Consider the following 25,117-nt stretch of genomic DNA (forward strand, 5'->3'; position numbering starts at 1 on the left):
GTCTCCCCATCTCGGATGTCGCGTGGTAGGAGCGCGCGCCCGGGGCGTGCGGTTGCGGCTGTTGCCAGGCTGATACGTCTCATACGGTCCGGTCATATGGTCCGGGGCGGGTCCGGGCAGGCGTTCACCGGGTTGGCGCAGAGCCCGGGGCGGCGGCCCACCGGGGCCGCCACCACAGGAAGGCCGCGACGAGGGTGGCAGCCACGGCGCGGCAACCAGGGCTCAGTCGCGCTGGACGACGATCATCGCCATGTCGTCGTTCAGCCGGCTGCCCGCGTACGCCCGGACGTCCGCGGCGAGCCGCTCGACGAGCGGACCGGGTTCCTTGTCCGCCCAGGCCCCTGCGCGTTCCGCGAGCGGGTAGAAGTCGCCGTCCGCGTTGCGGGCCTCGCTGACGCCGTCGGTGTACAGGAACAACCTGTCGCCGTGTTCGAACGGGAAGGTCGCCGGTACGTAGTACCCGTCGGCACCGTCCGTGTCCCCCAGGCCGAGTGGCGGTGCCGGTTCGGGGACCGTCAGCGCCAGCGTCGTCCTGGTGCGGCCCAGCAGGAGGGGTGGCGGGTGCCCGCAGCTGATCAGATGCACCACGGGCTCGTCGTCCGGGATGTCCATGACGGCGGCGGTCACGAAGCGCTCGGCGGCGTCCTCCGCAGGCTCCGAGAACTCCGCGAGTCCCCAGCGGACGGCGTCCTCGATATAGGCGACCAGCTCCGGCAGCGGGATCCGACGGTGTGCGGCGGCGCGGAAGGCGCCCAGCACGATCGCCGTGTCGCTGATCGAGGGCAGCCCCTTGCCCCGGACGTCCCCGATGAGCAGCCGCGTGGAGCCGGGGATCCGGGCGGCCGCGTACAGGTCGCCGCCGATGGTCGCGTCCACTTCGGCGCTGCGGTAGTGCGAGGCGAGAGTGACGGGTCCGGCCCGCTTCGGCAACGGCCGCAGTACGACGCGCTGGGCCGCGTCCGATACCGAGCGCACCCTGACGAGCTCCCGTTCGCGCCGGTCCCGCAGGTGAGTGAAGAGGACGAGGAAGGCACAGACGGTGACGAGGGCGGCTAGCTCGACGAGGACACTCTCGGTGGCCAGCGTCCGTCGCTCCAGGCCGGCGAGGACCAGTGCGAGAACCGCCAGCGCCCCGATCAGCGCGGTGCTGAGCGGCCCGGTGCCGACCGCGGTGACGGCCACGGCGACGACAAGGAGGTGGGCGAGATGGATGTCCGGCGGCAGGAACCCGTCGGCCACCGGGATCGCGACGATCACCAGGATCGGCCCGGCCAGCCAGCGGGCCGCAGGCGCGGAACGGCGCCATCCTCGCAGGGTCTCGACCAAGGATGTCGTGATCATCGCAGCGCTCACGTCGTGCTCCGGTGCTCGTCCCCCTGCCCCGCCAACACACGGCGACGTCCCTCCCATTCCCGAGCGTCCCCGAGCACGCCCTCCTGCGATCGCGCGACCGCGTCACGTGCCGTCGGTAGGGGTGGGTGTCCGCCCACCTCAGATGTAGGTTTCGGCCCCCGCAACTGGCGCAGGCCGTCGGGATGAGCGATGCGGACCTGCAGGGCGGGATCGGCACTCGCGATCCCGCCCGTCTCGCCGAAGGAGGTCGCGGGGTGGCCCGTCCCCGAACTCGCGGCGATCAGCGGCCTGTCCCGAGCCGCCTTCGCACGCACCTTCCACGAGGCACTCGGCCAGACGCCCATGCAGTACCTGACCGACTGGCGCATGGCGCTCGCACGCGACCACCTGCGCATGGGCGAACCCGGCATGGCGAGCATCGCCAGGAACGTCGGCTACAGCTCGCCGTACGCGTTCGCAGCCGCCTTCCGTCGCCACCACGGCGAACCCCCCGGTGCCTGGCGGCTACGAGAGTCGGCGCGTGACAAGGAAGTCCAGCCGACCGGCCACCACATCCGCTGACACCGGCGACTGCAGGGAACTGGTCGAGACCTACGGTGGTGGCGTCTTCGACGGGACCGTCTGGCTGTTACGGCTGCTCGGGGTGGTGGTTCTCTTCGAGAGCGGGTGGGGAGGAGCCGTCATGGCGTCGGCGGGAAGGGCGGTCGCCTGTGCGGGAGTTGGTCGGTAGGCAGGCGTGCAGGCGTTGCCGGGCTCGGGTCTGCAGCCGTGTCATCAGCTGGAGGGCCTGGGCGGCCGGTACCGGGTCGCTGAGATCGTCGGTCAGGGCCACTTCGACTCCGCCGCTGAACCGCGCGGTGTAGTTGTACATGAAGCTGCACAGGCAGGCCAGGACGGTGCCCAGGACCACCTCCAGCGTGACCACCCCGGAGGCGATGATCAGCGTCTCCCACGGCGTCGGCCACTCGCCCGGGGCCACGATGTCCAGCAGCACCGACGCACCGAGCACGGCGCCGAGGACGCACACCCCCAGGCCTCCCAGGAAGAGGGAGCTCATCACCGTGACCGACCAGGGGTTGGTCTCGGATATGCGCATGTGGGTGGGCCGACGCGGTGGGGCGTGCGGGAGGGCGTGATCACGGGCCGGCGCGGGCTGCGGCGACTCGGGTCCGGGTGTCTTCGGGGTGGGCGCCGTCGGTGCCGTCACGATGCGGGACGCGATCCTCGGCACCCGCTTACGGGCCGTGCTGTGGGTCCTGCTGCGCTTGGTTCGGCTCATGTCCACTCCCTGGCTGGCCCCCACCTGCGACGTTATGTGCGGGTGTGCGGCCGCGCATCCCCGGCGACGACGGTGAGTGAGCGGGAGCGGGCCGGTCTCGGCGGGCTGGTGCGGGGCCCACCCGGTCCTGGGTCCGTACGACAGGACATCACCCGTTCGGCCTACATGCCCGGCCGGTAAGGGCTTGCCAAAGATTTCGGCGGGGGTTGTCCACCGAGGGCTGTGGATACAAGTGACGAGTCCAACAGACGAGTTCGTCAGCCGGGGGGATTCTTGACGCGGTCGGGCAGCCGGGCGTCGTGGTCGCTCGGGCGACGGCGGAGTTCACCCGGTGCACATCCCGCACGGCCCCGGCGGAACACGGCCGGGATCGCGGTCTTCCTCGTGCTGATGGTCGACTCCGTGGTGACCGGGCTGTTCGTCCCGTTGTCCCTGCTGTACCTGTCGGCGAGTTCGGGTGCGTCGCTGGTGCGGGTGGGGACCCTGTCGCCCCGCGCCTGCCGCACGCCGCGTCGGCGACGGGCGCAGCCGGGCGGAGCGCCGCCTGAGACCGCACGGAGTGAGCACGGCGGCGACCGCATCCGGCTGTGCCGCGTGCTGCTGCCACCACCGCGCTACAGCTGCCGGTCCCCTCGCCAGCTGACCGAAGTGATGGCCGCCAGGCCACCGTTGGCCAGGCCCTTGTAGGTCACCGTCCGCGACGAGCCGAGCTCGTGCGCGAGCCGTTGCGCCAACGCCGAGCCCGCGCGGAACAACCGCTCGCACTCGGCGCCGTACCTACCGTCCTCCCGGTCCCGCACGTACCGGTTGAGGGCGTCGTCGATGTCCTTCGCCCACGCGTACAGATCGGCGACGAGGCCCTCGGACAGGTCCAGCGCGGCGGCCGGGTCGTCGGGCAGGAAGTCCCCGAACCCGTCGGACCGCAGGGGACCGTACTTGAACTCGCCTTCGACCGTGATGTCGACCGGGTGCGGCGGCGCGCCGTGGCTGTCGCGCTCCCAGTGGAGACGGTCGCAGCCCCAGCACAGCCACTTCGTCGTGCGACGGCCTTCGTCCCAGTAGCAGACCGCCCAGGACGGGCCGAGGTGCCGGGCCAGCCGCCGGGCGAGGGCCAGGCCCTGTGCGGCGTGCCTGCGCAGGCCGGGACGGGAGGCGACTCCGTCCGCCGGGCGGGAGAGTGCCCATGAGCGCAGCGCGTCCGCCAGCTCCCCGGGCAGGGCGGGCCGGTCGTCGTCCAACGGGACGTCACGGGTGAAGGCGTCCGGGTGCGCTTCGGCCCAGGAGACCTCCGGCTCGTACAGCGGCGACGGACCGCCCCGGGCCCGCACGAGCAGGAACTGTGGTTCTTCGCGGGTCATACCGGGTCAGCGTAGCCGTACGCCGGTCAGCACCCCGTCGCCCACTTCGTGGAGTGCGACGGCGAACTCCTGCTCCATGGTGAGCAGTTCGTGGAACGCGGCCACCTGGTCCCGGTGGCTCGACGCGTTGTCGACGGCCACCACGCCGTACGGCTTCAGGATCCGCCGCAGATGCGGCCAGTAGTCCACGTACGCCGGCCGCTCGGCGTCGAGGACGACCAGGTCGACGGTCGCGTCCGGGGTGCCGGCCAGGACCTCGGCGCCGTCGCCGTGGACGACGTCCACCTGCTCCCGGACCCCGGCGCGCGCCAGGTTCGCCCGTGCGGCCGCGACCCGCGCCCCGTCGATCTCCACCGTCGTCAGCCGGCCGCCGGTGTCGCGGACCGCGTCGGCGAACCAGATCGCCGAGTAGCCGTTGGAGGTGCCGATCTCCAGTACGGACGACGCGCACCGGGCGCGGATCAGGGTGGCGATCAGCCGGGCGGCGTCCGGGGTCATGTTCCGCAGCCGGAGCAGCCGGTCGGCGAGCGGGCCGTCGTGCGCCCGCCCTTCCCGGTGGAGGTCGTCGAGAACATGCGCCAGCTGGTCGTCCACGGAGGCTCCCGTCACAGAGGTGCGTGAGTTCTCGTTGCTAGCACATCCGGCCGGTCCATGCCGGGGCTCAGCCCGCGTTGAGCTCCGTCAACTCGCCCAGCGGCAGGGTGTGCTGGGTGTGCAGGACCTTCGCTCGCAGGTAGCGGACGTTGTGGGCGGTGCTGAAGACACCGGTCGGGACGCGGTCCCGGACGGTGACGTCGAGTCCGCGCAACTGCTCGGCCTTGTCGGGGTTGTTGGAGAGCAGGTCGAGCTCGTCGATGCCGAGGGCGCGCAGCATCTGGGCGGCGGCGGTGTAGTCACGGGCGTCCTCGGGGAGGCCGAGGGCGGCGTTCGCCTCGTAGGTGTCGAGGCCCTGGTCCTGGAGGGCGTAGGCGTCGAGCTTGTTGTAGAGGCCGATGCCGCGTCCCTCCTGGCGCAGGTAGAGCAGGACGCCACCGCGGTCGGCGATGCGCTCGACGGCCTCGCGCAGCTGGGGGCCGCAGTCGCAGCGGGCGGAGCCGAAGACGTCGCCGGTCAGGCACTCGGAGTGCAGGCGGACCAGCGGAAGGGTGCCGGGGGCGGGGTCGCCCAGGACGACGGCCACGTGCTCCTGGCCGTCGGTCAGGCCGTGGAAGGTGACGAGCTCGGCGTTGACGCTGTAACCGTCGTTGAAGCGCAGCGGGACCCGGACGCGGGCGCGCTGGGTGGCGGCGGGGTGGTCGGTCATCGGGTTCTCCTGTGTCCGGGTGCAGGACGGTTGTCCCTGTGGGGGACCTCGCGGGCGCCTGCTTCAGATTTGAAGCAGATCCACGGCTGGAACCATACCCCATGTTTTAAATTTGAAGCAACAGATTTCTGTGGGGATGCTGAACCCGGGGTTCACTGAGAGGAGGAACCGGAACAGGGGGACGAACGGCGCCGCCACGGCACCTCGTCGGACGTCGGCCGCGGGGCCTCCTCACCCTCCAGCGCCCGCGCGATCACGGAGCTGATCTCCTCCAGCTGTTCCACCTGGTCCTCGGAGAGGCGGTCGAACACCGCCGCCCGTACGGTGTTCACATGTCCCGGCGCCGTGCGCTCCAGCGCCGCCATGCCCTCGTCCGTCAGGATCGCGAAGCTGCTCCGCTTGTCCCACTGGCAGTCCTCGCGCCGGATCAGCCCGTCCTTCTCCAGCCGGGTCACGGCATACGTCAGCCGGCTGCGGGTGATCTTCGCCTTCGCGGCGAGATCGGTCATCCGCAGCTTGCGCTCCGGCTCCTCGGAGAGGTTGGCCAGGATGCCGTAGTACAGGTGCGGCATGCCGGCGTCCTGCTGGAGCTGGCGGTCGATCGCGTCCTCCAAGAGGTTCGTCGCCGCCATGAATGCGCGCCATGCGCGCTGCTCCTTCGGGGTGAGCCAGCGAGTCGTCATGGGGCCAGTGTAGGTTTGTTTCAAACTTTAACCAAGCGTCCAGTTCGCAGACTGCGTCCCAACGCCCCCGCCCGCCCGCCGCCGAGAGTGAGCGCGTCCGATGCCGTACCCCCACGTCCTGCTGTCCGCCGCCGTCTCCCTCGACGGCTACCTCGACGACACCGGCCCCGACCGACTGCTGCTCTCGTCCCCGGCCGACTTCGACCGTGTCGACGAGGTGCGCGCGTCCGTCGACGCGATCCTGATCGGCGCCGGCACGATCCGCGCGGACAACCCGCGGCTCCTGGTCAACGACCCCGGGCGGCGCGCGGCCCGGGTCGCCGCCGGGAAGCCCGAGTACCCCCTCAAGGTCACGGTCACCGCGACCGGCGACCTCGACCCGGACGCGAACTTCTGGCACACGGGCGGCGAGAAGGTCCTCTACACGACGGATACGGGTGCGGAGCGGGCGGCCGCCCAGGGCGTCGCCGCCGACATCGTGGCCCTCGGCGCCGACCTCGACTGGCGCCGCCTCCTGGAGCATCTGCACGACGTACGGGGCGTACGGCGCCTGATGGTCGAGGGCGGCGGCACCGTCCACACCCAGCTCCTCCAGCAGGGCCTCGCCGACGAGGTCCAGCTGGTGCTGGCCCCGTTGTTCGTGGGCGACCCGAAGGCACCGCGCCTGTTCGGTCCCGGCGGCTACCAGGCCGGGCGGCTGCGGCTCCTGGAGAGCCGCCGTATCGAGGACGTCGTCCTCATGCGCTACGAGCCCACGGCCCCCGGCGAGGGCGCGCCGGCCTCCGCCGCCGACCGCCACTGGCTGCGGCTCGCCTGCGAGCTGGCGGCCGAGTGCCCGCCGTCCCGGACCGCGTTCAGCGTCGGCGCGGTGGTGGTCGCGGCCGACGGCACGGAGCTGGCCCGCGGCCACTCCCGGGAGGCCGGCGACCCCGTGGTCCACGCGGAGGAGGCGGCCCTGGCCAAGATCGACCCGGCCGACCCCCGCCTGCCCACGGCCACGGTCTACACCAGCCTCGAACCCTGCACCCACCGCTCCTCCCGCCCGCACCCCTGCGCCGAGCTGATCCTCAGGGCGGGGGTACGCCGGGTGGTGACGGCGTGGCGCGAGCCCGACACGTTCGTGGCGGCCGCCGACGGGACGGGGATGCTGCGGGACCGGGGGGTGGCGGTGGTGGTGCTGGGGGAGTACGAGGACCTGGCGAAGGTGCCGAACGCGCACCTCGTGTGACGAGGCCCCCTCGTAACCCGTGTGACTTCCCCTCTTCCGATGGCGTATGCTGGTTTCACCGACGCGGGGTGGAGCAGCTCGGTAGCTCGCTGGGCTCATAACCCAGAGGTCGCAGGTTCAAATCCTGTCCCCGCTACTGAAGACCAGGGCCGGAATCCGAATTCTAGGATTCCGGCCCTGAGTCGTATCCCGTCCGCGCTGATGGGCGCAGCCTCGCCGTTGTCACATCCGGTGTCCGGGCGACCGCCCTCCGCATAACATCTGAGACACCATCAAAACGCGTGTGACTCCTGGTGTGGACAGGAGGTCCGGTCAACTCGCCCGTTTTTCGCCTGTCGTGGCAGGTAAGTCCGTGCTGTGGAAGCTTAATGATCAAGGCGAACATCTTGGAATCTGACGGCTGGGTCTATTAACGTTCGATAACGCAGCGCGGTCGTCCCAGCCGTCACCCGCGACGGCTCCGTGCGCACGCGCCGAATCCCGTAAGGGAACCGGGGAACCACCACCTTGGGGTGAATCGCGAGGCTACCGCCGGGTACAAAACGGCCGGTATACGCGCGTAGGAGACCTTCTGCTCCGAACCCGTCAGCTAACCCGGTAGGCGGCGGAAGGAAAGGAGTGCGCCCGCGTGGCGTCCAACCCACCTGCCCCGACAGCTCCGTTCGTGCCCAGCCAGCGGCAACCCGACACCTTCGGCTACGGCAGCTACCGCACCGACGAGGGCCCCTGGGAGGAGTGGAACCCCACCGAGGAGTCCCTCGACCCGGTACGCGGCCGGCACCGGGTCGCCAAGCAGCGCGGCGGCGGGCTCGCCCGCAGCTCCACGGTTCTCGGCGTCGGTGTCATCGCCGCCGTCGGCGCGGGCGGCATGGCCAGCGCCAACACCGGCAAGCCGCCGGTCTCCATCTCCATGCCGGACCTGTCCTCCGTCGACTCCCTGTTCGGCGGGAACGGCGGCCACCAGGCCACCCAGACCGCGCTGAGCAGCGTCACCACGACGACCGCCACCGACGCGGACTCCTCCTCGTCCGACGCCGGCGAGGCGCTGCGCAACCGGATCATCGCCCAGGCCGAGCGGCAGCAGAACCAGCTCGACACCAAGGCCGTCGCCGCCGCCGACAAGGCGATCTCCGCCGCGGAGGCCAAGGCGGAGAAGGCGGCCGCGGCCAAGGCCGCCGACTCCAAGGAGAAGGCGCAGGTCGCCGAGAAGCAGAAGGCCGAGCAGGCCCGGCTCGCCGCGCTGGCCAAGCAGTACACGCTGCCGGTCGTCTCGTACACGATCACCGGCACCTTCGGCCAGGCCGGCTCCATGTGGTCCTCCGGCTACCACACCGGCCTCGACTTCGCGGCCCCCACCGGCACGCTGATCAAGGCCGTCCACAGCGGCACGGTCACCGAGGCGGGCTGGGCCGGCTCCTACGGCTACCGCACGATCCTGACCCTGGACGACGGCACCGAGCTGTGGTTCTGCCACCAGTCCTCGATCGGCGTCTCGGTCGGCCAGAAGGTCTCCACCGGCGACGTCATCGGCCGCGTGGGCGCCACCGGCAACGTCACCGGACCGCACCTCCACCTGGAGGTCCACCCCGGCGGCCAGGCCACCGGCATCGACCCGATGACCTGGCTGCGCGGCAAGGGCCTCAACCCCTGACGGACACCTCTTGATCCCCGGCGGTCCTGACGACAACCCCCCGACGTCAGGGCTGCCGGTCGGGCGTGTCGGGCCCGCTTCCTGTTCTCTGCCTGTTCTCCGCTTTTACGAGAACTTCGTATTGCCCAGGCATGGGGTGCCAGGTCACCGATGTTGAACTGAAGCATGACTGCTTCTTCCGCTTCCGCTTCCTTCCGTAAGCTCGGCGCCTCCGACCTGGAGGTCTTCCCGCTCGCCCTCGGCGGCAACGTCTTCGGCTGGACGGCCGACGAGGCCACCTCCTTCGCCGTCCTGGACGCCTACGCGGCCGCGGGCGGCAACTTCGTCGACACCGCCGACGCCTACACGGCTTGGATCGAGGGCAACAAGGGCGGCGAGTCCGAGACGATCATCGGCAAGTGGGTCAAGGCGCGCAGCAACCGCGACGACGTCGTCATCGCGACGAAGGTCAGCCAGCACCCCGACTACCCCGGTCTGTCGGCCGCCAACATCAAGGCCGCCGCCGACGCGTCCCTGCGCCGCCTCGACACCGACTACATCGACCTCTACTACACGCATTTCGACAAGCCCGAGGTCCCGGTCGAGGAGATCATCGGCGCGCTCGACGAACTGGTGAGGGCGGGCAAGGTCCGACACATCGCCGCGTCCAACATCACGCCGGAGCGCCTTCAGGAGTCCCTGGAGTTCTCCGACCGCGAGGGCCTCGCCCGGTACGTCGCGCTCCAGCCCCACTACAACCTGGTCTCCCGGGACACCTACGAGGGCCCTCTCCAGGACCTGGCCTCCCGCACCGGCCTCGCGGCGGTCCCCTACTTCTCCCTGGCCGCCGGCTTCCTCACGGGCAAGTACCGCCCCGGCACGACCGTCGACAGCCAGCGAGCGGGCCGCGCCGCCCAGTACCTGGAGTCCGAGCGCGGCCAGAAGGTCCTGACGGCCCTGGACGAGGTCGCCGAGACCCACAACGCCCCGATCCCCACGGTCTCCCTGGCCTGGCTGGCGGCCCAGCCCACGATCACCGCCCCGATCGCCTCGGCCCGCACGGTGGAACAGCTCCCGGCCCTGCTGGCAGTCGCGGACCTGCACCTGACAGAGGAAGACCTGACAAAGCTGACGACCGCGTCGGCATGAGCTGACGGGGGTGGTGGCGGTGGCTTCGGCATGAGCTGACGGGAGCCGGTGGCGGTCGCTCCGGGGCGACGTCGGCGAGGTGTGGCAGTGCTCTCCCCTCCGCCGCGCACCTTCTCTTCCGCCGCGACGGCGTGCAGCCGGGGCGGTGGGTTTCGGCGGTGCCGGGCGATCGCGGCCCTGACGGAGAGCTTTGGCGGCGTCGGGCTGGTGGCGGTGGCCTGGCGCCGTGGTCGGACTTTCGGGGCTGCCGCCTTCGCCGTCCACCCGCTACGCCGCGCACCTTCTCTTCCGCCGCGACGGCGCGCAGCCGCGGCGGTGGGTTTCGGCGGTGCCGACCGGCCGTGGCCCCGACGGCTACGTCTGGTACGGGTTGTACGCCGGATACGGTGCCGCCGTTCCGTACCACCCCGGCGTCCCGTAGGCCGGCGCCGTGTATCCGCCGTACCCCGGCCAGCCGGCCGGCGCGGCCGTCCGGGCCGCGTACTCCAGTGCCGGTCGTGTGATCTCCCGTCGGCTCCACAGCTCCGTCAGCAGCTCCCGCTCGCGCACCACGAAGTCGGCCCCCGCCCGCCCCCGCTGCCCGCGCCGCCGCAGCAGTGCGAGCGTCGTCGCGTACTGCTCGTACTCGGCGACGGCCTTCCCCGCCGTCTTGCCGAAGTGGTACGCGGCGTACTCCCGGGCCATCTGCCGTGCCCGCATCGAGCCGAGGACGAACGGCTCGGCCACTCCGATCCACCCCGCGTAGACGTACGCCGGCAGTTCCTCCCGCACGGTCCGAAGCTCCCGCTGCCGCGTCCAGACGGCCAGCCAGGTCAGCAGCCCGAACACCGGCACCATGAACATGCCGTACACGGCGAAGAACCCGAACTGCCCGAAGGCCGACGAGCCGTTCCAGAACGCGTGCATGCTCATGGCGCACAGCAGCCCGGCGATCGGCAGCAGCACGCGCCGCGCCCGCCGCCGTTCCCCGGAGAGCGCGGCGATGCCGAAGCCGATGCCGGTGAAGACCGTGAACAGGGGGTGCGCGAAGGGCGACATGACGATGCGCACGAAGAAGGTCGCGGCGGTGACGGAGGCGATCCCGCTGTCACCGGTCAGCTGGTCGGTCCCGAAGGCCGTACCGAGGTAGAGGATGTTCTCGGTGAACGCGAACCCGGTGGCGGTGAGCCCGGCTATCACCACCCCGTCGACGATCCCGGTGAAGTCCCGGCGACGGAAGAGGAAGACCAGCAGTACGGCGGCGGCCTTCGCCGACTCCTCGACGATCGGCGCTATGACGGTCGCCCCGAGCGTGTCCGCACTGCTCGGATCCGCGGTCGCGGTCGCTATCCAGCGCGTGGCGAAGCTGTTGGCGACGATGGCTATCAGCGCGGCCGCGCAGGCGCCCCAGGCGAAGGCGAAGAGCACGTTGCGCCAGGGACCCGGCTGGACCCGGTCGAGCCACCGGAACGCAGCCACGAGCAGCGGCACGGGCAGTACGGCGAGCCCCAGCCCGACGAGGAAGCCCTCCGTGCCCGTCTGCTCCCGCACCAGCGCCAGGATGACAAGGCCGGAGAGGGCGAGCAGCGTGCTCAGCGCCCCGTATCGCACCCAGCGCCGCTGCCACCAGTGGGGATGCCGCAGACCGTCGTCGGCGGGGTCCGGGGCATAGGGCGGATACGTCGGATATGACGGCTGCGACGGGTACGGCGGCGGGTAGCTGGCCACGGCATCGACCCTAACGAGGTGACTCCAGTCGGTGCTGCGGACTCTGCCGCACCCGATGCTGTACGCGACGGAAGAGCAGATCGTTCACCACATGTCCCTTGTCCAGTCCCTGGCCCTCGAAACGGGTCAGCGGCCGGTGCCCGGGACGTGGCGCGAAACCGCCGTCGGCCTGTGTGTTCTCGAACTCGGGGTGCGCGGTGAGCACTTCGAGCATCTGCTCGGCGTACGGCTCCCAGTCCGTCGCACAGTGCACAACCGCCCCCGGCTTCAGCCGGGTCGCGGCGAGATCGAGGAACTCGGGCTGGATCAGCCGCCGCTTGTGGTGCCGCTTCTTCGGCCAGGGGTCGGGGAAGTACACGCGCAGCCCGTCGAGGGAGTCGGGGCCGAGCATCTCCCGCAGCAGGATGATCGCGTCGCCGTTGCCGACCCGGACGTTGGACAGCCCCTGCTGGTCGGCGAGGTTGAGCAGATTGCCCTGCCCGGGGGTGTGCACGTCCACGGCGAGGATGTTGGTGTCCGGGTCCCCGGCGGCCATCTGGGCGGTCGCCTCGCCCATTCCGAACCCGATCTCCAGCACCACCGGGTTGCCGTTCCCGAACAGCTCGCCGAGGTCGATGGTCCGCCGGCCGTCGATGTCCAGCCCCCACTTGGGCCACAGCCGCTGCAGCGCGTCGGCCTGCCCGGCGGTCACCCGGCTGCGGCGCGGCTGGAAGCTGCGGATCCGCCGCTCGAAGTGCGAGCCGGCCGGATCGGCCTGGGGCCCGTCCGGGAACCGCGGCTCCCCCTTGGCCCGGGTGTGCCGGACGGACACACCGGGGATGTGGTGGGAGCCGGCGCCGGGGACGGTCCCGGCGGGCTGAGGGGCTTCGGGGGCATTGAGCGAGTCAGACACAGTGCAGTCGATTTTACGGCCCGTGCGCGGCTCGGAGGGGCCTCGGGGCAGCCTCGTGCTTCGGGGGCGCACAGGGCTCACACCGAACCCAGCATGTCCAGCGCCCTCCGTGCCACCTCCCGCCCGATCGGCAGGGAGGCCGTGGCCGCCGGAGAGGGCGCGTTCAGCACATGCACCGCCCGCGGGCCCTCCTTGATCAGGAAGTCGTCGACGAGTGTCCCGTCCCGCAGCACGGCCTGCGCTCGCACCCCGGCCGCCGCCTTCACCAGGTCCGCCTCCTCCGCCACGGGCAGCAGCCGCCGCACGGCCGTCGTGAACGCCCGCTTCGACACCGACCGCAGCAGCTCCCCGCCCCCGTACCGCCAGTGCCGCCGCGCCAGCGCCCACGCCCCCGGCCAGGCCAGCGTCCCGGCGATCTCCCGCGGCCGTACGACACCCCACCCGTATCCCTCCCGGGCCAGCGCCGGCACCGCGTTGGGCCCGATGTGCACGCCCCCGTCGATCCCGCGCGTGAGATGCACCCCGAGGAACGGGAACGCCGGATCCGGCACCGGATACACCAACCCCCGCACCAGCTCCGGGCGCGCCAGCTCGTAGTACTCCCCCCGGAACGGCACGATCCGCATCCCCGGCTCGTCCCCGGTCAGCCGGGCGACCTCGTCGCAGTACAGCCCGGCGCAGTTGACCAGCACGCGTGCGCGTACGACGTCCCCGCGCGAGGTGAGCACGGCCACGCCCCGCTCCGGCCGCCGGTCCACCCGGACGACCTGCGCGCCGTACCGGAGCTCCGCCCCCGAGGCGGCCCCGAGCTGCCGGGCGACGCCCACGAAGTCGGCCACCCCGGTCGTCCCGACGTGTATGGCGGCGAGCCCCCGCACCTCGGGCTCGTACTCCCCGATCTGCGCGGACCCCAGCTCCCGCACCGGTATCCCGTTCTCCCGGCCGCGCTGTACGAGTGCGTGCAGCCGGGGCAGCTCGGCCCGCTCGGTGGCGACGATCAGCTTGCCGGTGACGGCGTGCGTGATGCCGTACTCCGCACAGAACTTGACCATCTCGGCGGCACCCTTGACGGCGTACCGGGCCTTCAGCGACCCGGGCCGGTAGTAGATCCCGCTGTGGATGACCCCGCTGTTCCGCCCGGTCTGGTGCCGGGCGGGCCCGCTCTCCTTCTCCAGCACGGTGACCCGGGTCCCGGGCGCGGCACGGGTGATCGCATACGCGGTGGACAGCCCGACGATCCCCCCACCGACGACGAGCACATCACAGTCGTAAGCAATCCCGGCGCGCACCTGCACCACCTCCCACATCGATAGTGCACTGCGCCACTGACATCACTTTCAAACGCGGGTGCGTGCAGCGCGCCCCTTCAGGGGCGCAGGGAACTGCGCGAGCAACCACAACGCACCCGCACTCGCTCCATGACTGAACCCGGCAGACGCTTGGGCGACTCTCACGCCGGCGCCATCAACAACGGCCGTGCCCGCTCCCGAAGCTCCACCACCCTCGGCTCGTCGCCGTACGGCTCCAGCCGGTGCAGCAGATCCTTCACGTACTCCGTCGTCCGCGCCGACGAGATCCGCCCGGCCACCTCCACGGCCCGCACCCCCTGCTCGCACGCCGCGTCGAGATTCCCCGACTCCAGTTCGGCGACGGCGGAGACGACCAGCCGCAGCCCGTGCGACCGCACGAACTCCTCCGTCGGCTTGGAAAGGGCCTGCTCCGTGAAGCGCCGCACCTGCCGCGGGGCCTTGAGGTCCCGGTAGCACTCCGCGGCGTCCGCGGCGAACCGGTCGTAGCCGTAGAAGCCGAGCCAGGAGGGATCGTTGTCCCCCTCCCGCGCCCGCTCCAGCCACCCCTCCGCGGCCTTGAGCGCGGCCCCGGCGGCCTGTGCGTCATTGGCACGCGCGTGTGCCCGTGCCTCGACCAGCCGGAAGAAGCTCATCGTGCGCGCGGTGGCCAGGCCACGGTTGCGTTCGACGGCGGCCTGCGCGAGATCGACGCCCTCGTCGCCGAACCCGCGGTACGTCGCCTGCAACGACATCGATGCCAGCACATATCCGCCGAGCGGTACGTCCGCCGCCGCGCGGGCGAGCCGCAGCGCCTGGATGTAGTACCGCTGCGCGGCCTCCTGCTGCCCGGTGTCGAAGGCCATCCACCCGGCGAGGCGCGTCAGTTCCGCGCTCGCCCCGAACAGCGCCCGCCCGACCTCGTCGGAGTACGCGCCGAGCAGCAGCGGTGCCGCCTCCACTCGTAAACACTCCGGCACCATCGACGAACGCCAGTCGCCGCCCCCGTACTTGGAGTCCCAGCGTCTGGCGTCCTCGGCGGCCTCCCGCAGCTTCTGCACATCGCTGTGGCCGACTTTGAGCGGTGCGCCCGACCCCTCGGCGGTGTTCGCCTCGCGCGCGACCGAACTGTCGGCGGGGGTTATCAGCCAGCGCGAGGCGGGCGTTGCGTATGCGCTTACTGCGAACGATCCGGCCAGCGACTGCCAGATGCCACCGGAACCGGCCCGGCGGCCGGCGAGGTCGAGACGGTACAGCTCCGTCGCCGACCGCACCGCCTGTCCGACGTCTCTGGGGAAGGCGAGGCCCACTTCGGGCGCGGGATCCGCGTCCGCCAGGCCGATCTCGTGGAGCGGCACCGGGCGGCCGAGTTTCTGGCCGATCGCGGCGGCGATGAGGTGCGGCGCGGCGCCCTGCGGCACCATGCCCTTCGACACCCAGCGCGCCACCGACGTCTTGTCGTAGCGAAGAGTCAACCCGCGTTGAGCGCCAAGATCGTTGACGCGTCGTGCGAGTCCTGCGTTGCTGATTCCCGCGAGGGCGAGAACGGCGCCGAGCTTTTCGTTCGGCCCGCGTTGCTCCCTGGACATGCGCCACCCCTCGACACAGACGGCTGCCGCGCTGGCATAACCACGCGGCATTCGTAAACCCAGCGTAGTTCGCCGCATCCCAAGCGTTAAGGGGCATTGTTCCGGATGGCGGGATTGTGGTCCGTACGCGAGTGCGGCCCATATACGCACCGTGCACGGCCTGTCGCGGCGTGCCCCCGCCGTGTGGCCGTGCGCCTGCCCGTGCGCTCTTCTCCGGCCACCGGGGGAGCGGTTCCATGGCATTGCGTGGGTCGGCCCGCTGTACTGGATCCAGTGGGCTGGGGGACACCGCCACCTTCATCCCCGCGGGTGGCGGACCGGTCCGGGAGGCGATGCCCGCCTCCCGGACTGTGCGCGTTCGAGCACGTGCTCGTGTGATGCGCAAAGCATGTACGGAGCGTGCACAAGCCCGAGCCACCTTCGCCGATTTGGCCGAAAATCGCCCCCACCTTTTGCGGGCGATCAACGCTCCTACCACGGCAATTGAGGGCGTGAAGGGCGTTCTGGGGGAGCGTTCAGGGGGCGCATTCACGTCGCAGTCGCCCTGTGCCGTACGGCGGTTCGCTTCCGCCGCGGCTCCTCCGTGACTCTTCCGCGGCACGCGCGCACGTGCCCGTCCTGCGGCAACTCCCGGAAATCCGCCAGGGATCAATCAGGGATCAAAGGCGGCCCCACCGCCCCTCCGGAGCGCGTCCTTCATGGCAGCATGGGGTCCGGTTCGTACGGTGCACGGTTGTCCACACCCTGTGGAGGCGTCGATGCGGTGGTTGGTGGGATGGAGCAGCACCGCCTCCGGTGCCGCCACGATCGGCTCCGCCGGCGCCACGGGATACGACGGCGAGACCGTCCACCCGGTCGGCTCGATGCTCCTGTGGGGCGACCCGGATCCGCTCTGGGCGGTCGGCGACTGGCGCCCCGACGAGGTGCGGGTCATCAAGGCCGACGCCCAGAACCGCATCGCCGTCCTCGGCACCTGCGGCGCCACCGACGAGGAGCTGCGGCTCGGCCTGTTCACGGCGCGCGGGGGCGCACTCCGGCATCTGACGGCCTGGCCCGGCAGCTACACGGCCGTCGTCCAGGTCGGCCGCCGGGTCACCGTCTGCGGCGACCTCGCGGGCGCCCGCCCGGTCTTCTACAGCCCCTGGGCAGGCGGTACGGCCTACGCCACGGCCGCGCTGCCGCTCGCCGACCTCATCGAGGCCAACCTCGACTACGGCCACCTGGCCGCGCTCCTGGCCGCCCCCGACGTGCCCGCCGCGCTGCACGACTCGACCCCGTACGAGGGCGTACGGCGCATTCCGCCGGGGCATGCGCTGATCCTGCGCACCGGGGCGCGCGAGATCGCCGGGTACGAGCAGGTCGCCTCGCTGGCCGTCGCGGCCCCCTCCGCCGATCCCGACAGCGCGGTGGACGCCGTACGGGACGCGCTCGTAGAAGCCGTACGCGCGCGGCTGTCGGCGCCACGCCACGTACCGGACATCGACCCAGGTCCGGTGCCCGGAATGGGCCCCGCCGAGCGTCGCGCGGCGCGCGGGATGCCGGTCCCGGGCATCGGTGCCGACCTCTCCGGCGGCCCGGCGTCGGCCACCCTCGCCCTGCTGGCCGCGGGCCTGCCCGGCATGCCGGGCACGGTCCTGGGCCACGGCACCGGCGCCGGCGAACGCCTCCTCGCCGTCACCTTCAACGACCTCGCCTCCGGCGGCCGCGAGGCGGAACTCGAACGCGCGGGGACGCTGGCGGCCAACCCGCGCCTGCACCACGTGGTGGTGACCGGCGGCGAGGAGATACTGCCGTACGCCGACCTGGAGGGCCCGCTCACGGACGAGCCGGGCCCGTCCCTGGTCTCCGCCGCCCGGCACCGTGCCCGGCTCGCCGCCGGCAGCGCCGACCACTTCACCGGCTACGGCGCCCGCCAGGTCCTGGACGCGCACCCCGCGCGCCTCGCCGACCTGCTGATGGACCGCAAGCGCCGGCACCTCGTCCGCCCGGTCGCCGCGCTCGCCAAGGCGGACGGCTCGGTGATGGTCCCCGCGCGCGTGTACAGCGCGGCGCGGCGCCTGGCGCGTACGCCGTACGGCGCGGGCGTCGAGACGCTCGCCGAGCGCCTGCTCAGGCGCCGCTTCGACGACCCCGGAGGCGCGGTGGGCGCGTCCCTCGCGGCGCTCACCTGGGCGAGACCGGGGCCCGCGGCGCGCTGGCTGACCGGTGAGGCCCTGGCAGAAGTATCGGTTCTGCTCCAGGGGGCGGCGAACCGCTCCGGCGTCGGCCCCGGACAGCGCCCCGGCGACTACCGCGCGCGTGCCGTCCTCGCCCGCCACGCGGCCGACATCCGCGTCCTGGAACAGGCCGTGGAGATCCGCTCCCAGCGCCTGCACACCCCCTTCCTCGACAACCAGGTGGTCCGCGCCTGCCGTGTGCTCCCCGAGGCGCTGCGGGTCCAGCCGGGCGCCCGCGCGGCCATCCTCCGTACGGTCCTGGAGGGCGCCGGCGTCACCGACCTGCCCTCCGGCTGGGGCGCCCCCTCCCACGCGTCGTCGGCGGCCGCGACCCGCACGGGGCTGCGCGTGGCGGCCGACGACCTGATCGCCCTCTTCTCGACGCCGTTGCTGGCGCAGGCGGGCCTGGTGGAGGCGCGGGTGGTCCGCAAGGCGCTGCGCGCGGCGGCCGCGGGCGAGCCGTTGCCGCTGGACGGGCTGGCCGACCTGGTCTCCCTGGAGCTGTGGCTGCGCCGGCTGCTGTCCCGCCGGGGTACGTGCTGGACGGGGACACCGGCACGCGCGCGTGCGGTCCCTGCGGGGATCAGGCCGATGAGGGGGGCGCTGGCCTCGGGTGCGTGACCAGTCGGGGTGGGCTGCCGTCCCTGGGGGCTGCCGCCCCCAGACCCCTGCTACGGGGTGGACGCCTCGGATCTCGGCTGCGGGCCGGTGGGGGCTGATCGCGCAGTTCCCCGCGCCCCTTACGGGGCGCTGTTCAGCCGTGTCTTTTCAGCTTCAGCCGCGGGCAGTCGTGCCGCCTGCAAGTGCCGGTAAGCGTCCCCCCCCGCCCAGCCCCCACCCCGGTCGGCCCCGAAACCCCGTGCCCCACCCCCTCCCCCCGGCGACAATGACCCGGTGCGGTACCGAATCCTGGGCGTGGCCCAAGCCATCGACGACCAGGGCGCCCCCATACCCGTCGGTGGCCCCCGCCTCCGCGCACTGCTCACCGCCCTCGCCCTCCACCCCGCCCGCACCCTCACCCCCGACATCCTCATCGAGGAGATCTGGGCGACGGACGAACCGCCCCAGGACGCCCCCGCCGCCCTCCAGGCCCTGGTCGGCCGCCTCCGCCGGGCGCTCGGCAAGGACAGCGTCGCCTCCACGCCCGGCGGCTACCGCCTCGAAGCGACCGAGGACGACATCGACCTGCACGTCTTCGAACGGCAGGTGCGCGAAGGGGCGGCCGCCCTCGCCGCCGCCGACCCGGCGGCAGCGCACCGCGTCCTCACCGGGGCCCTCGCCCTGTGGCGCGGCCCCGCCCTCGCCGACCTCCCCGACCGCAGTGCGGCCGCCGCCCGTCCGGACGCGCTCCGGCTGGAGGCCACCCGCGCCCGCGCCGAAGCCGCCCTCCGGCTGGGCCGCGCCTTTGACGTCGTACCGGAGCTGACCGAGCTGACCACGGCGTATCCGTACGACGAACCGCTGCACGCCCTTCTCATCCGTGCCCTGCGCGACACCGGCCGCCCGGCGGACGCCCTCGCCGCGTACGGGACCGCCCGTCGCACCCTGGCCGAAGGCCTCGGTACCGACCCCGGCCGGGAACTCCAGGACCTGCACACGGCGTTGCTCAAACAGCCGCCCGTCCCGGCGGCCCCCGCCCCGCTCGGCGCGCCTCCGCCCCGCACCGGCAACCTGCGTCCACGGCTCACCTCTTTCGTGGGCCGGGAACCCGAACTCGACGCCGTTCGTTCCGAATTGCACAGGGCCCGTCTCGTCACCCTCACCGGACCGGGCGGCTCAGGAAAGACCCGTCTCGCCGAGGAGGCCGCCGCCGGGCTCCCGCAGGCATGGCTCGTCGAGCTCGCCCCGCTCGACCGGCCGGAGGCGGTGCCAGGCGCGGTGGTCAGCGCCCTCGGTCTGCGCGAGACCGTGCTCCTGACCAACGAGCTGGCGACCCCGCAGGCCGACCCCACGGCCCTGCTCGTCGAGCACTGCGCCCCGCGCAGCCAGCTCCTGATCCTTGACAACTGCGAACATGTCATCGAAGCAGCGGCCGCCCTCGCCGAGACCCTGCTCACCCACTGCACGGGGCTCACGATCCTCGCCACCAGCCGTGAACCCCTGGGCGTCCCCGGCGAGTCGGTGCGCCCGGTCGAACCCCTCGTCCCCGAGCAGGCACACCGCCTCTTCGAGGAGCGTGCCGCCACCGTCCGTCCCGACGCCGGCACCGCGCTCGGCGACCCGGCGGCGGTCGCCGCGGTCGACGAGATCTGCCGCCGCCTGGACGGACTGCCCCTGGCGATCGAGCTCGCGGCGGCCCGGCTGCGACTGCTCACGCCCCGGCAGATCGCCGACCGGCTCGACGACCGCTTCCGCCTGCTCACCTCCGGCAGCCGCACGGTCCTGCCCCGCCAGCAGACCCTGCGCGCGGTCGTCGACTGGTCCTGGGACCTGCTCGACGAGCGGGAGCGCACGGTCCTGCGCGAGGTGTCCGTCTTCGCCGGCGGCTGGGACCTCTCGGCCGCGGAGGCCGTCTGCACCGGCCCCGCCGCCGACCTCGTCGGCGCACTCGTCGACAAGTCCCTGATCGTCGCCACTCCGGACGGCCCGGACGGCACCGGCGGTATGCGCTACCGCATGCTGGAGACCATCCACGAGTACGCGGTCGAGCGGGCCGCGGAGATCCCCGGGCTGCGCGCGGCGGCCGAGCGGCGGCACGGCGCGTGGGTGCGCGCGCTGGTGGCGGAGGCGGAGCCGAAGCTGCGGTCGGGGGAGCAACTCCCGTGGATCCGCCGTCTGGAGACCGACCTGGACAACATCCGCGCCGCCCTGGACCGGACGCTGGGCGCGGGTGACGAGGCAGCGGCGGCCAGGATCGCCCTGGCCGTCAGCTGGTTCTGGTGGCTGCGCAACTACCGCCAGGAGGCGACGGACTGGGTGCGCGCGGTGCTGCGCCTGGGCGTCGCCCGGGACACCCTCCCCGAGGACGCCGGCCCGGACGAACTGCGCGCGGCCGCCGAGACGGCGGACCCGGTGGGCGCCCTGCTGGCCGCCCCGACGGCCGAGGCCGGACATCCGCTGCACGAACTGCGCATGGACCTGAGGCTGTTCGACCTGTTCCTGACATCCGAGTCCGGCCCCGTGGACCTGGTGACGGACGAGCGGGTCCCGGAGTACGTCGCGGTCATCCGGGCGTACTTCGCGGAGGGCGGCCCCCGGTCCGCCCGGCTGCCGGGCATCGTCTGGCCGTTCACCACGTACTTCCTGGGCGGCCCGGCGGACGTGGCCCCCGACATGTCCGCCGTGGTCGCCAACTGCCGGGCATACGGCGGCGACTGGGAGATCGGCGCCACCCTGATGTACCGCACCCATGTCCTGGTCGACTCACCCGGCAACCTGCGGGGCGTCGACGAGGAACTGGCCGAGCTGCGCACCCTCAGCCGGCGGGTCGGGGACCGCTGGATGCGGGCGCAGGTGTGCAGCGCGGCCGGCGAGGCGGACATGGCGCGCGGCCGGTTCGACGAGGCACGCGGCGAGTACGAGGAGGCGCTGCGGCTCGCCCACGAGGTCGGCGCGTACGCGGAGACGCCGTTCCTGCTCGCGCGGCTCGCCGAGATCGCCTTCCGGTCCGGCGACCGGAGGGGCGCGCTGGCCGTCCTGGACCAGGCGGGCGCGGCCTCCGACCGGTACGCGGTGGCGGAGTCACGGGCGTATGTGGCGGTGCTGCGGGCGCACATCGCCCAGTACGACGGCGACGCGGTCCGTGCACGCGAGTTCCACGATGCCGCCTGCGTGGCGATGACCGGTGGCACCGCGCCACCGCAGTTCACGGCGGCGCTGGGCGCGGTCGACGCCATGGTCACGGCATTGGAGTCCGGCCCCGCACGGGGGCTGCCGATCCTGGCCGCGGCGCTGCGCGAGGCGGTGGAGTACCACAGCGCCGAGGCGATCACGGCGGCGCTGGTGGACATCGGCGCCGACCTGCTGGCCCGGCTCGGCGATCTGGCGGGCGCGGTACGGCTGTACGCCGCCGCCGATCAGTGGCGCGCCGGGAACGCCCGTCCCGAGCCGGAGCGCACCCGTGCCGAGGAGGTCGACACGGCCGCCCGCGCGGTGCTGCCCCCGGAGCGCTACACGGCCGAGCGCTCGCGCGGTGCGTCCCTCACCGAGCAGGACGCCTTGCGCGAGCTGACCAGCATGTCCACGGCTACCGGCAGCTGAACTTCGACTCGGCCCAGTCGGCGAGCGCCACTGCGTCGAACGCGGTCAGCGGTTCGACCTCCAGGCGCACGGTGCTGTGCCCGGCGAGGTCCACATGGACGGGTACGGCGGCCTGCCCGCCCTCCACCACCCCGGACTGCCACAGCCGGACCCCGTCCGCGTAGACGGCGAAGGTGACCTTGCCGGGCCCGAGTGTGGTGTCGTCGACGCCGACCAGTGCGTCGTAGGCGGTGCACCGGCGGTTGAGGTCGACGGTGACGGAGGACCGGCCGTGCACGGTGACGCCGTTCGCGTACTCCTTGTCGGCGACCGCCATGCCGTAGCGCTGCCACACCCAGCTGCTCTCGCCGAGCCGCATCTCGGGCCGGGTGTGGTCGCCGGTGATGTCGTAGCCCAGCTCGTTCCACTCGTAGACGACCGGGGCCGGCGGTGGCGTGGGCGTCGGGGTGGGGGTGGGGGTCGTCTTCGGAGTCGGGGTGGGGGTGGGGGTCGTCTTCGGAGTCGGGGTGGGCGTCGGAGCGGTGGTCGGCTCCGGCTGCGGGGTGGCCTTCGGGCTCGGCGCCGGTGTCGGGGTCGGGGTCGGGGTCGGGGCCGGCTCGGGGGCGAGGACGACCGGCTCGGGTTCCGGCTTCTTCTTCGGCGGGGTGGGGGTGGGCGTCTGGGGCTGCACCACCGGTGCGGACGGGGAGGGTTCGGCGGTCCCCTTGGCGGGGTGGCTGTCGTTCGCCAGGGCGAGGGCCACCGCGGCGACCGCCGCCGCGACCACTCCGGCGGCGATACCGGCCTTCACCGGCGCCCCCAGCGCCTCCGAGGCGGCCGCGCCGCCACCGCCGCCACCCGCGCCGCCGGACGAGCCGCTCGCCGCGGCGGCCGCGCCCGCGGCCCCCGCTCCGGCGCCACCGGCGATGATCCCGAGCGCCTTGGCGTACCCGGCGGCACCGAACCAGCCGATGACCGCGACCGGGACGACGGCCGGGATACCGGCGGCGACCTCTTCGATCTGGGCGGCGGCCAGCCGGCACCTGGCGCACTCCTCCAGGTGCTTGCGCAGCCCCCGCTCCGCGCGGATGCGCAGCCTGCGGCGGGCGTAGCCGCCGAGCTGGTCGGCGTAGCGGGCGCACTCCTCGTCGTCGACGAGGGAGGCGCTCACATGGGCCTGGAGATAGGCCTGCTTCAGCCCCTCACGGGCCCGGCTGGCAAGGACACGCGTCCCGTTGGCGTCGAGCCCGAACAGGGGCGCCACCTCGCTCGGCGACTCCTCCTCGACCTCGGTGTGCCACAGCACGGCCTGCCAGCGCTCGGGCAGCGAACGGAACGCCTGCATCGCCATCGACTGCTCGGCCTCGTGCATCGCGCGCACATCGGCACCGAGGTCGAGTGTGTGGCCATCGGCCGCCTCGGAGCCGTGCGAGGCCTGCGCCGCGAACACCGCGAAGTCGTCGACCAGCTGCTCCCGCCGGGACGACCTGGTCCACTGCGCGGCGACCCGCCGTACGGAGGTGAGCAGATAGGCGCGCACGGCGTACTCGGGCCCGGCCCCGCCACGCACCGCCTGCAGCATCCGCGCGAACACCTCGGCGGTCAGGTCGTCGGCGGTGTGCCCGTCCCGGCAGCAGGTCCGCGCGTAGCGCCGCACGGCGTCCGCGTGGCGCCGGTACAGCTCCTCGTAGGCGGAGTCGTCGCCGCCCCGCATCCGCTCGATCAACTGACTGTCGGCGGACGGCCGTTCGCGGGGCGGCGGCAGCACACTCCCGCCGCGCTGTGCCGGAACGTTCCCCTCAGTGGCTTTGCCGGCGGTCGGCACATCGGCCCGCCTGCCCTGACTTGGTACCTGCGGCGCGGCGGTCTCGTCACCGACGGACGACTCGTCCCATCCGTCAACGCTCATCGCGGACGCCCCCGATACCTGCCCAATCCGACCGAATCACCGGGTCAGACTGCCACATTGGCCTTTGTTCAGGACTCTGAGGACCAGACCTTCCACTCGTCCGAGCGCACCTGTCAACGCGCTGAACTGACGTTCACTCGTAAGGGGAAACCTCGCGCTCCGTAGGGGCGCGGGGAACTGCGCGATCAGCCACAGTTCACCCGCACCCGCCCACGGTCATCGCGGGACACCGCTAGCGCCGGGACCGCAGCCCCTCCAGCAGGATGTCCAGCAACCGCGACGAGGCCGCCGCCTGCTGCGCGGCATCTGGCAGGGACGGCGCCGCCGTCGCTATCACGAGCAGCACGTCGGAGACGGAGACGTCCGGCCGCAGTTCGCCCGCCGCCCGCGCCCGGTCCACCAGCCGCCCCACGACCTCGAGCAGCGCAGCCGCCCCGGTGTCGTCGCCGACGGCAGCCACCGGCTCCCGCTCCTCCGACACCAGCCGCAACTCACCGGGCCCCGACTGGGTCCGCTGCTGCGGCACCCGAGCCTCCTCGGCCCCGGCCCCGCCGCCGACCTCCTCCGGCACTCCCACGCGCAGCACCTGCGGCGGCAGCAACCGCCCCGCCCCCGACGCCACCGACGTGCGCAGGAAGCGCGACAGCGCCGACCACGGCTCGTCCTCCTGCCCGAGCGCGGCGCGCGCCTGGTCGGTCAGCCGGGAGGTCTCCTCCTCGGCTATCCGCCGCACCAGCACGTCCTTGCTCGGGAAGCGCCGGTACACCGTGCCGACCCCGACCCGCGCCCGCCGCGCCACGTCCTCCATCGGCGCGCCGTACCCCAGCTCGCCGAAGACCTCGCGCGCCGCACGCAGCACATGCTCCAGATTGCGCTGTGCGTCCACCCGCAGCGGCGTCGTACGCGACCCGTCACCGCGTCCGTTGCCCGCCGCCGCGCTCACCGTTCCGCCGCCGGATGCGAGGGCGGAAGCCGTTGACCAATGTGTGTCCTGAATGTGCATCTGTGTTCCCCCGGTTAATGACGTCTCCCCCCGGAGACTCTCCCCGCCACTGATAGCCGGAGTGAGTGGAACCGCCGCCGATCCTCGATCGATCCACGAACGATCCGTGGGCCGTCGGCCGGGCGGACCGCCCGTCGCGGACCGTTCGGCCACACCCCCTGCACCCCGTTGACACACGAACATAGTTGAGAGGCTGTCAATTCAGAAGGGGGACGTTCCGCACAGAGCGCCCCCCGATCGGAGTACGGGTCGTTTACGTCCCGATTCGATGGCTTCACGCCCCCGTGTCCGCCCCCGCTGACCTGGCCCCTTTCCTGCGGCGCGAACCGCGCGGCCGGCGCCCCGCACAGTCG

At 72.6% G+C, this 25,117-nt stretch carries 19 protein-coding genes, 1 tRNA gene and 1 riboswitch; of the genes, 7 read left to right on the forward strand and 13 right to left on the reverse strand.

What is annotated here, in order from left to right:
• Nucleotides 1-222 precede the first annotated feature (222 nt).
• Complete coding sequence (locus EDD90_RS29180; RefSeq protein WP_123975920.1) at nucleotides 223-1,341, reverse strand: PP2C family protein-serine/threonine phosphatase; 1,119 nt, start codon at nucleotides 1,339-1,341, stop codon at nucleotides 223-225.
• Nucleotides 1,342-1,542: 201 nt separating this feature from the next.
• Between EDD90_RS29180 and EDD90_RS29185 the strand changes: the two genes are divergently transcribed.
• Nucleotides 1,543-1,914, forward strand: coding sequence for a helix-turn-helix transcriptional regulator (locus tag EDD90_RS29185; protein ID WP_260328148.1), 372 nt, complete (start codon nucleotides 1,543-1,545; stop codon nucleotides 1,912-1,914).
• 67 nt (nucleotides 1,915-1,981) lie between these two features.
• On the opposite strand, the gene EDD90_RS29190 is transcribed toward EDD90_RS29185, so the two are convergent.
• From EDD90_RS29190 to EDD90_RS29215, 6 genes are all read right to left on the reverse strand, one after another.
• The gene (locus EDD90_RS29190; RefSeq protein WP_123975921.1) at nucleotides 1,982-2,632 is read right to left on the reverse strand and encodes a DUF3566 domain-containing protein; all 651 of its coding nucleotides are present in this window, start codon (nucleotides 2,630-2,632) and stop codon (nucleotides 1,982-1,984) included.
• 257 nt (nucleotides 2,633-2,889) lie between these two features.
• A complete protein-coding gene (locus tag EDD90_RS29195; RefSeq protein ID WP_123975922.1) occupies nucleotides 2,890-3,138 on the reverse strand; it encodes a hypothetical protein in 249 nt (82 codons plus the stop codon).
• 108 nt (nucleotides 3,139-3,246) lie between these two features.
• Nucleotides 3,247-3,990, reverse strand: a complete 744-nt coding sequence (locus EDD90_RS29200; RefSeq protein ID WP_123975923.1) for a hypothetical protein — start codon at nucleotides 3,988-3,990, stop codon at nucleotides 3,247-3,249.
• Between the two features lie 6 nt (nucleotides 3,991-3,996).
• Nucleotides 3,997-4,584 carry an O-methyltransferase gene (locus EDD90_RS29205; protein WP_123975924.1) on the reverse strand — a complete coding sequence of 196 codons (588 nt, stop codon included), beginning with the start codon at nucleotides 4,582-4,584 and terminating at the stop codon, nucleotides 3,997-3,999.
• A 67-nt stretch (nucleotides 4,585-4,651) separates the two neighbouring features.
• On the reverse strand, nucleotides 4,652-5,293 hold the full coding sequence (gene ribA / locus EDD90_RS29210) for a GTP cyclohydrolase II (protein ID WP_123975925.1): 642 nt from the start codon (nucleotides 5,291-5,293) through the stop codon (nucleotides 4,652-4,654).
• Nucleotides 5,294-5,445: 152 nt separating this feature from the next.
• The gene (locus EDD90_RS29215) at nucleotides 5,446-5,976 is read right to left on the reverse strand and encodes a MarR family winged helix-turn-helix transcriptional regulator (RefSeq protein ID WP_123975926.1); all 531 of its coding nucleotides are present in this window, start codon (nucleotides 5,974-5,976) and stop codon (nucleotides 5,446-5,448) included.
• 100 nt (nucleotides 5,977-6,076) lie between these two features.
• Between EDD90_RS29215 and EDD90_RS29220 the strand changes: the two genes are divergently transcribed.
• The 4 genes from EDD90_RS29220 to EDD90_RS29235 all read left to right on the forward strand — a co-directional run bounded on the left by EDD90_RS29220 (nucleotide 6,077) and on the right by EDD90_RS29235 (nucleotide 9,983).
• Entirely contained in the window at nucleotides 6,077-7,204 is a 1,128-nt protein-coding gene (locus EDD90_RS29220; protein WP_123975927.1) for a dihydrofolate reductase family protein, read from the forward strand.
• Between the two features lie 62 nt (nucleotides 7,205-7,266).
• Nucleotides 7,267-7,340, forward strand: a tRNA-Met gene (locus EDD90_RS29225).
• A 325-nt stretch (nucleotides 7,341-7,665) separates the two neighbouring features.
• A riboswitch (cyclic di-AMP (ydaO/yuaA leader) is annotated at nucleotides 7,666-7,825 on the forward strand.
• Between the two features lie 7 nt (nucleotides 7,826-7,832).
• On the forward strand, nucleotides 7,833-8,855 hold the full coding sequence (locus tag EDD90_RS29230; RefSeq protein ID WP_123975928.1) for a M23 family metallopeptidase: 1,023 nt from the start codon (nucleotides 7,833-7,835) through the stop codon (nucleotides 8,853-8,855).
• A gap of 165 nt (nucleotides 8,856-9,020) precedes the next feature.
• Nucleotides 9,021-9,983, forward strand: coding sequence for an aldo/keto reductase (locus tag EDD90_RS29235; RefSeq protein WP_123975929.1), 963 nt, complete (start codon nucleotides 9,021-9,023; stop codon nucleotides 9,981-9,983).
• 354 nt (nucleotides 9,984-10,337) lie between these two features.
• On the opposite strand, the gene EDD90_RS29240 is transcribed toward EDD90_RS29235, so the two are convergent.
• From EDD90_RS29240 to EDD90_RS29255, 4 genes are all read right to left on the reverse strand, one after another.
• Nucleotides 10,338-11,690: a PrsW family intramembrane metalloprotease gene (locus EDD90_RS29240; RefSeq protein ID WP_185149259.1), complete on the reverse strand. Its 1,353-nt coding sequence runs from the start codon at nucleotides 11,688-11,690 to the stop codon at nucleotides 10,338-10,340.
• A 10-nt stretch (nucleotides 11,691-11,700) separates the two neighbouring features.
• Nucleotides 11,701-12,582: a tRNA (guanosine(46)-N7)-methyltransferase TrmB gene (gene trmB / locus EDD90_RS29245; RefSeq protein ID WP_185149260.1), complete on the reverse strand. Its 882-nt coding sequence runs from the start codon at nucleotides 12,580-12,582 to the stop codon at nucleotides 11,701-11,703.
• Nucleotides 12,583-12,659: 77 nt separating this feature from the next.
• Nucleotides 12,660-13,880, reverse strand: a complete 1,221-nt coding sequence (gene lhgO, locus EDD90_RS29250; RefSeq protein ID WP_123975930.1) for an L-2-hydroxyglutarate oxidase — start codon at nucleotides 13,878-13,880, stop codon at nucleotides 12,660-12,662.
• Between the two features lie 152 nt (nucleotides 13,881-14,032).
• Entirely contained in the window at nucleotides 14,033-15,457 is a 1,425-nt protein-coding gene (locus tag EDD90_RS29255; protein ID WP_123975931.1) for an MFS transporter, read from the reverse strand.
• 758 nt (nucleotides 15,458-16,215) lie between these two features.
• Here EDD90_RS29255 and EDD90_RS29260 point away from each other — a divergent pair.
• Both EDD90_RS29260 and EDD90_RS29265 read left to right on the forward strand, forming a co-directional pair.
• Nucleotides 16,216-18,294, forward strand: a complete 2,079-nt coding sequence (locus EDD90_RS29260; protein WP_123975932.1) for an asparagine synthase-related protein — start codon at nucleotides 16,216-16,218, stop codon at nucleotides 18,292-18,294.
• Nucleotides 18,295-18,567: 273 nt separating this feature from the next.
• Nucleotides 18,568-21,873 carry a BTAD domain-containing putative transcriptional regulator gene (locus EDD90_RS29265; protein ID WP_185149261.1) on the forward strand — a complete coding sequence of 1,102 codons (3,306 nt, stop codon included), beginning with the start codon at nucleotides 18,568-18,570 and terminating at the stop codon, nucleotides 21,871-21,873.
• Here the strand turns inward: EDD90_RS29265 and EDD90_RS29270 are convergent.
• Nucleotides 21,860-23,761 carry a sigma-70 family RNA polymerase sigma factor gene (locus tag EDD90_RS29270; RefSeq protein ID WP_123975933.1) on the reverse strand — a complete coding sequence of 634 codons (1,902 nt, stop codon included), beginning with the start codon at nucleotides 23,759-23,761 and terminating at the stop codon, nucleotides 21,860-21,862. The two genes, EDD90_RS29265 and EDD90_RS29270, sit on opposite strands and share 14 nt — an antisense overlap.
• A 232-nt stretch (nucleotides 23,762-23,993) precedes the next feature.
• Nucleotides 23,994-24,764 (reverse strand): TetR/AcrR family transcriptional regulator, encoded by a 771-nt coding sequence (locus EDD90_RS29275; protein WP_123975934.1) that lies wholly within the window; start codon nucleotides 24,762-24,764, stop codon nucleotides 23,994-23,996.
• Nucleotides 24,765-25,117 lie beyond the last annotated feature (353 nt).

This window comes from Streptomyces sp. Ag109_O5-1, from assembly GCF_003814875.1.
GTDB lineage: Bacteria > Actinomycetota > Actinomycetes > Streptomycetales > Streptomycetaceae > Streptomyces > Streptomyces sasae.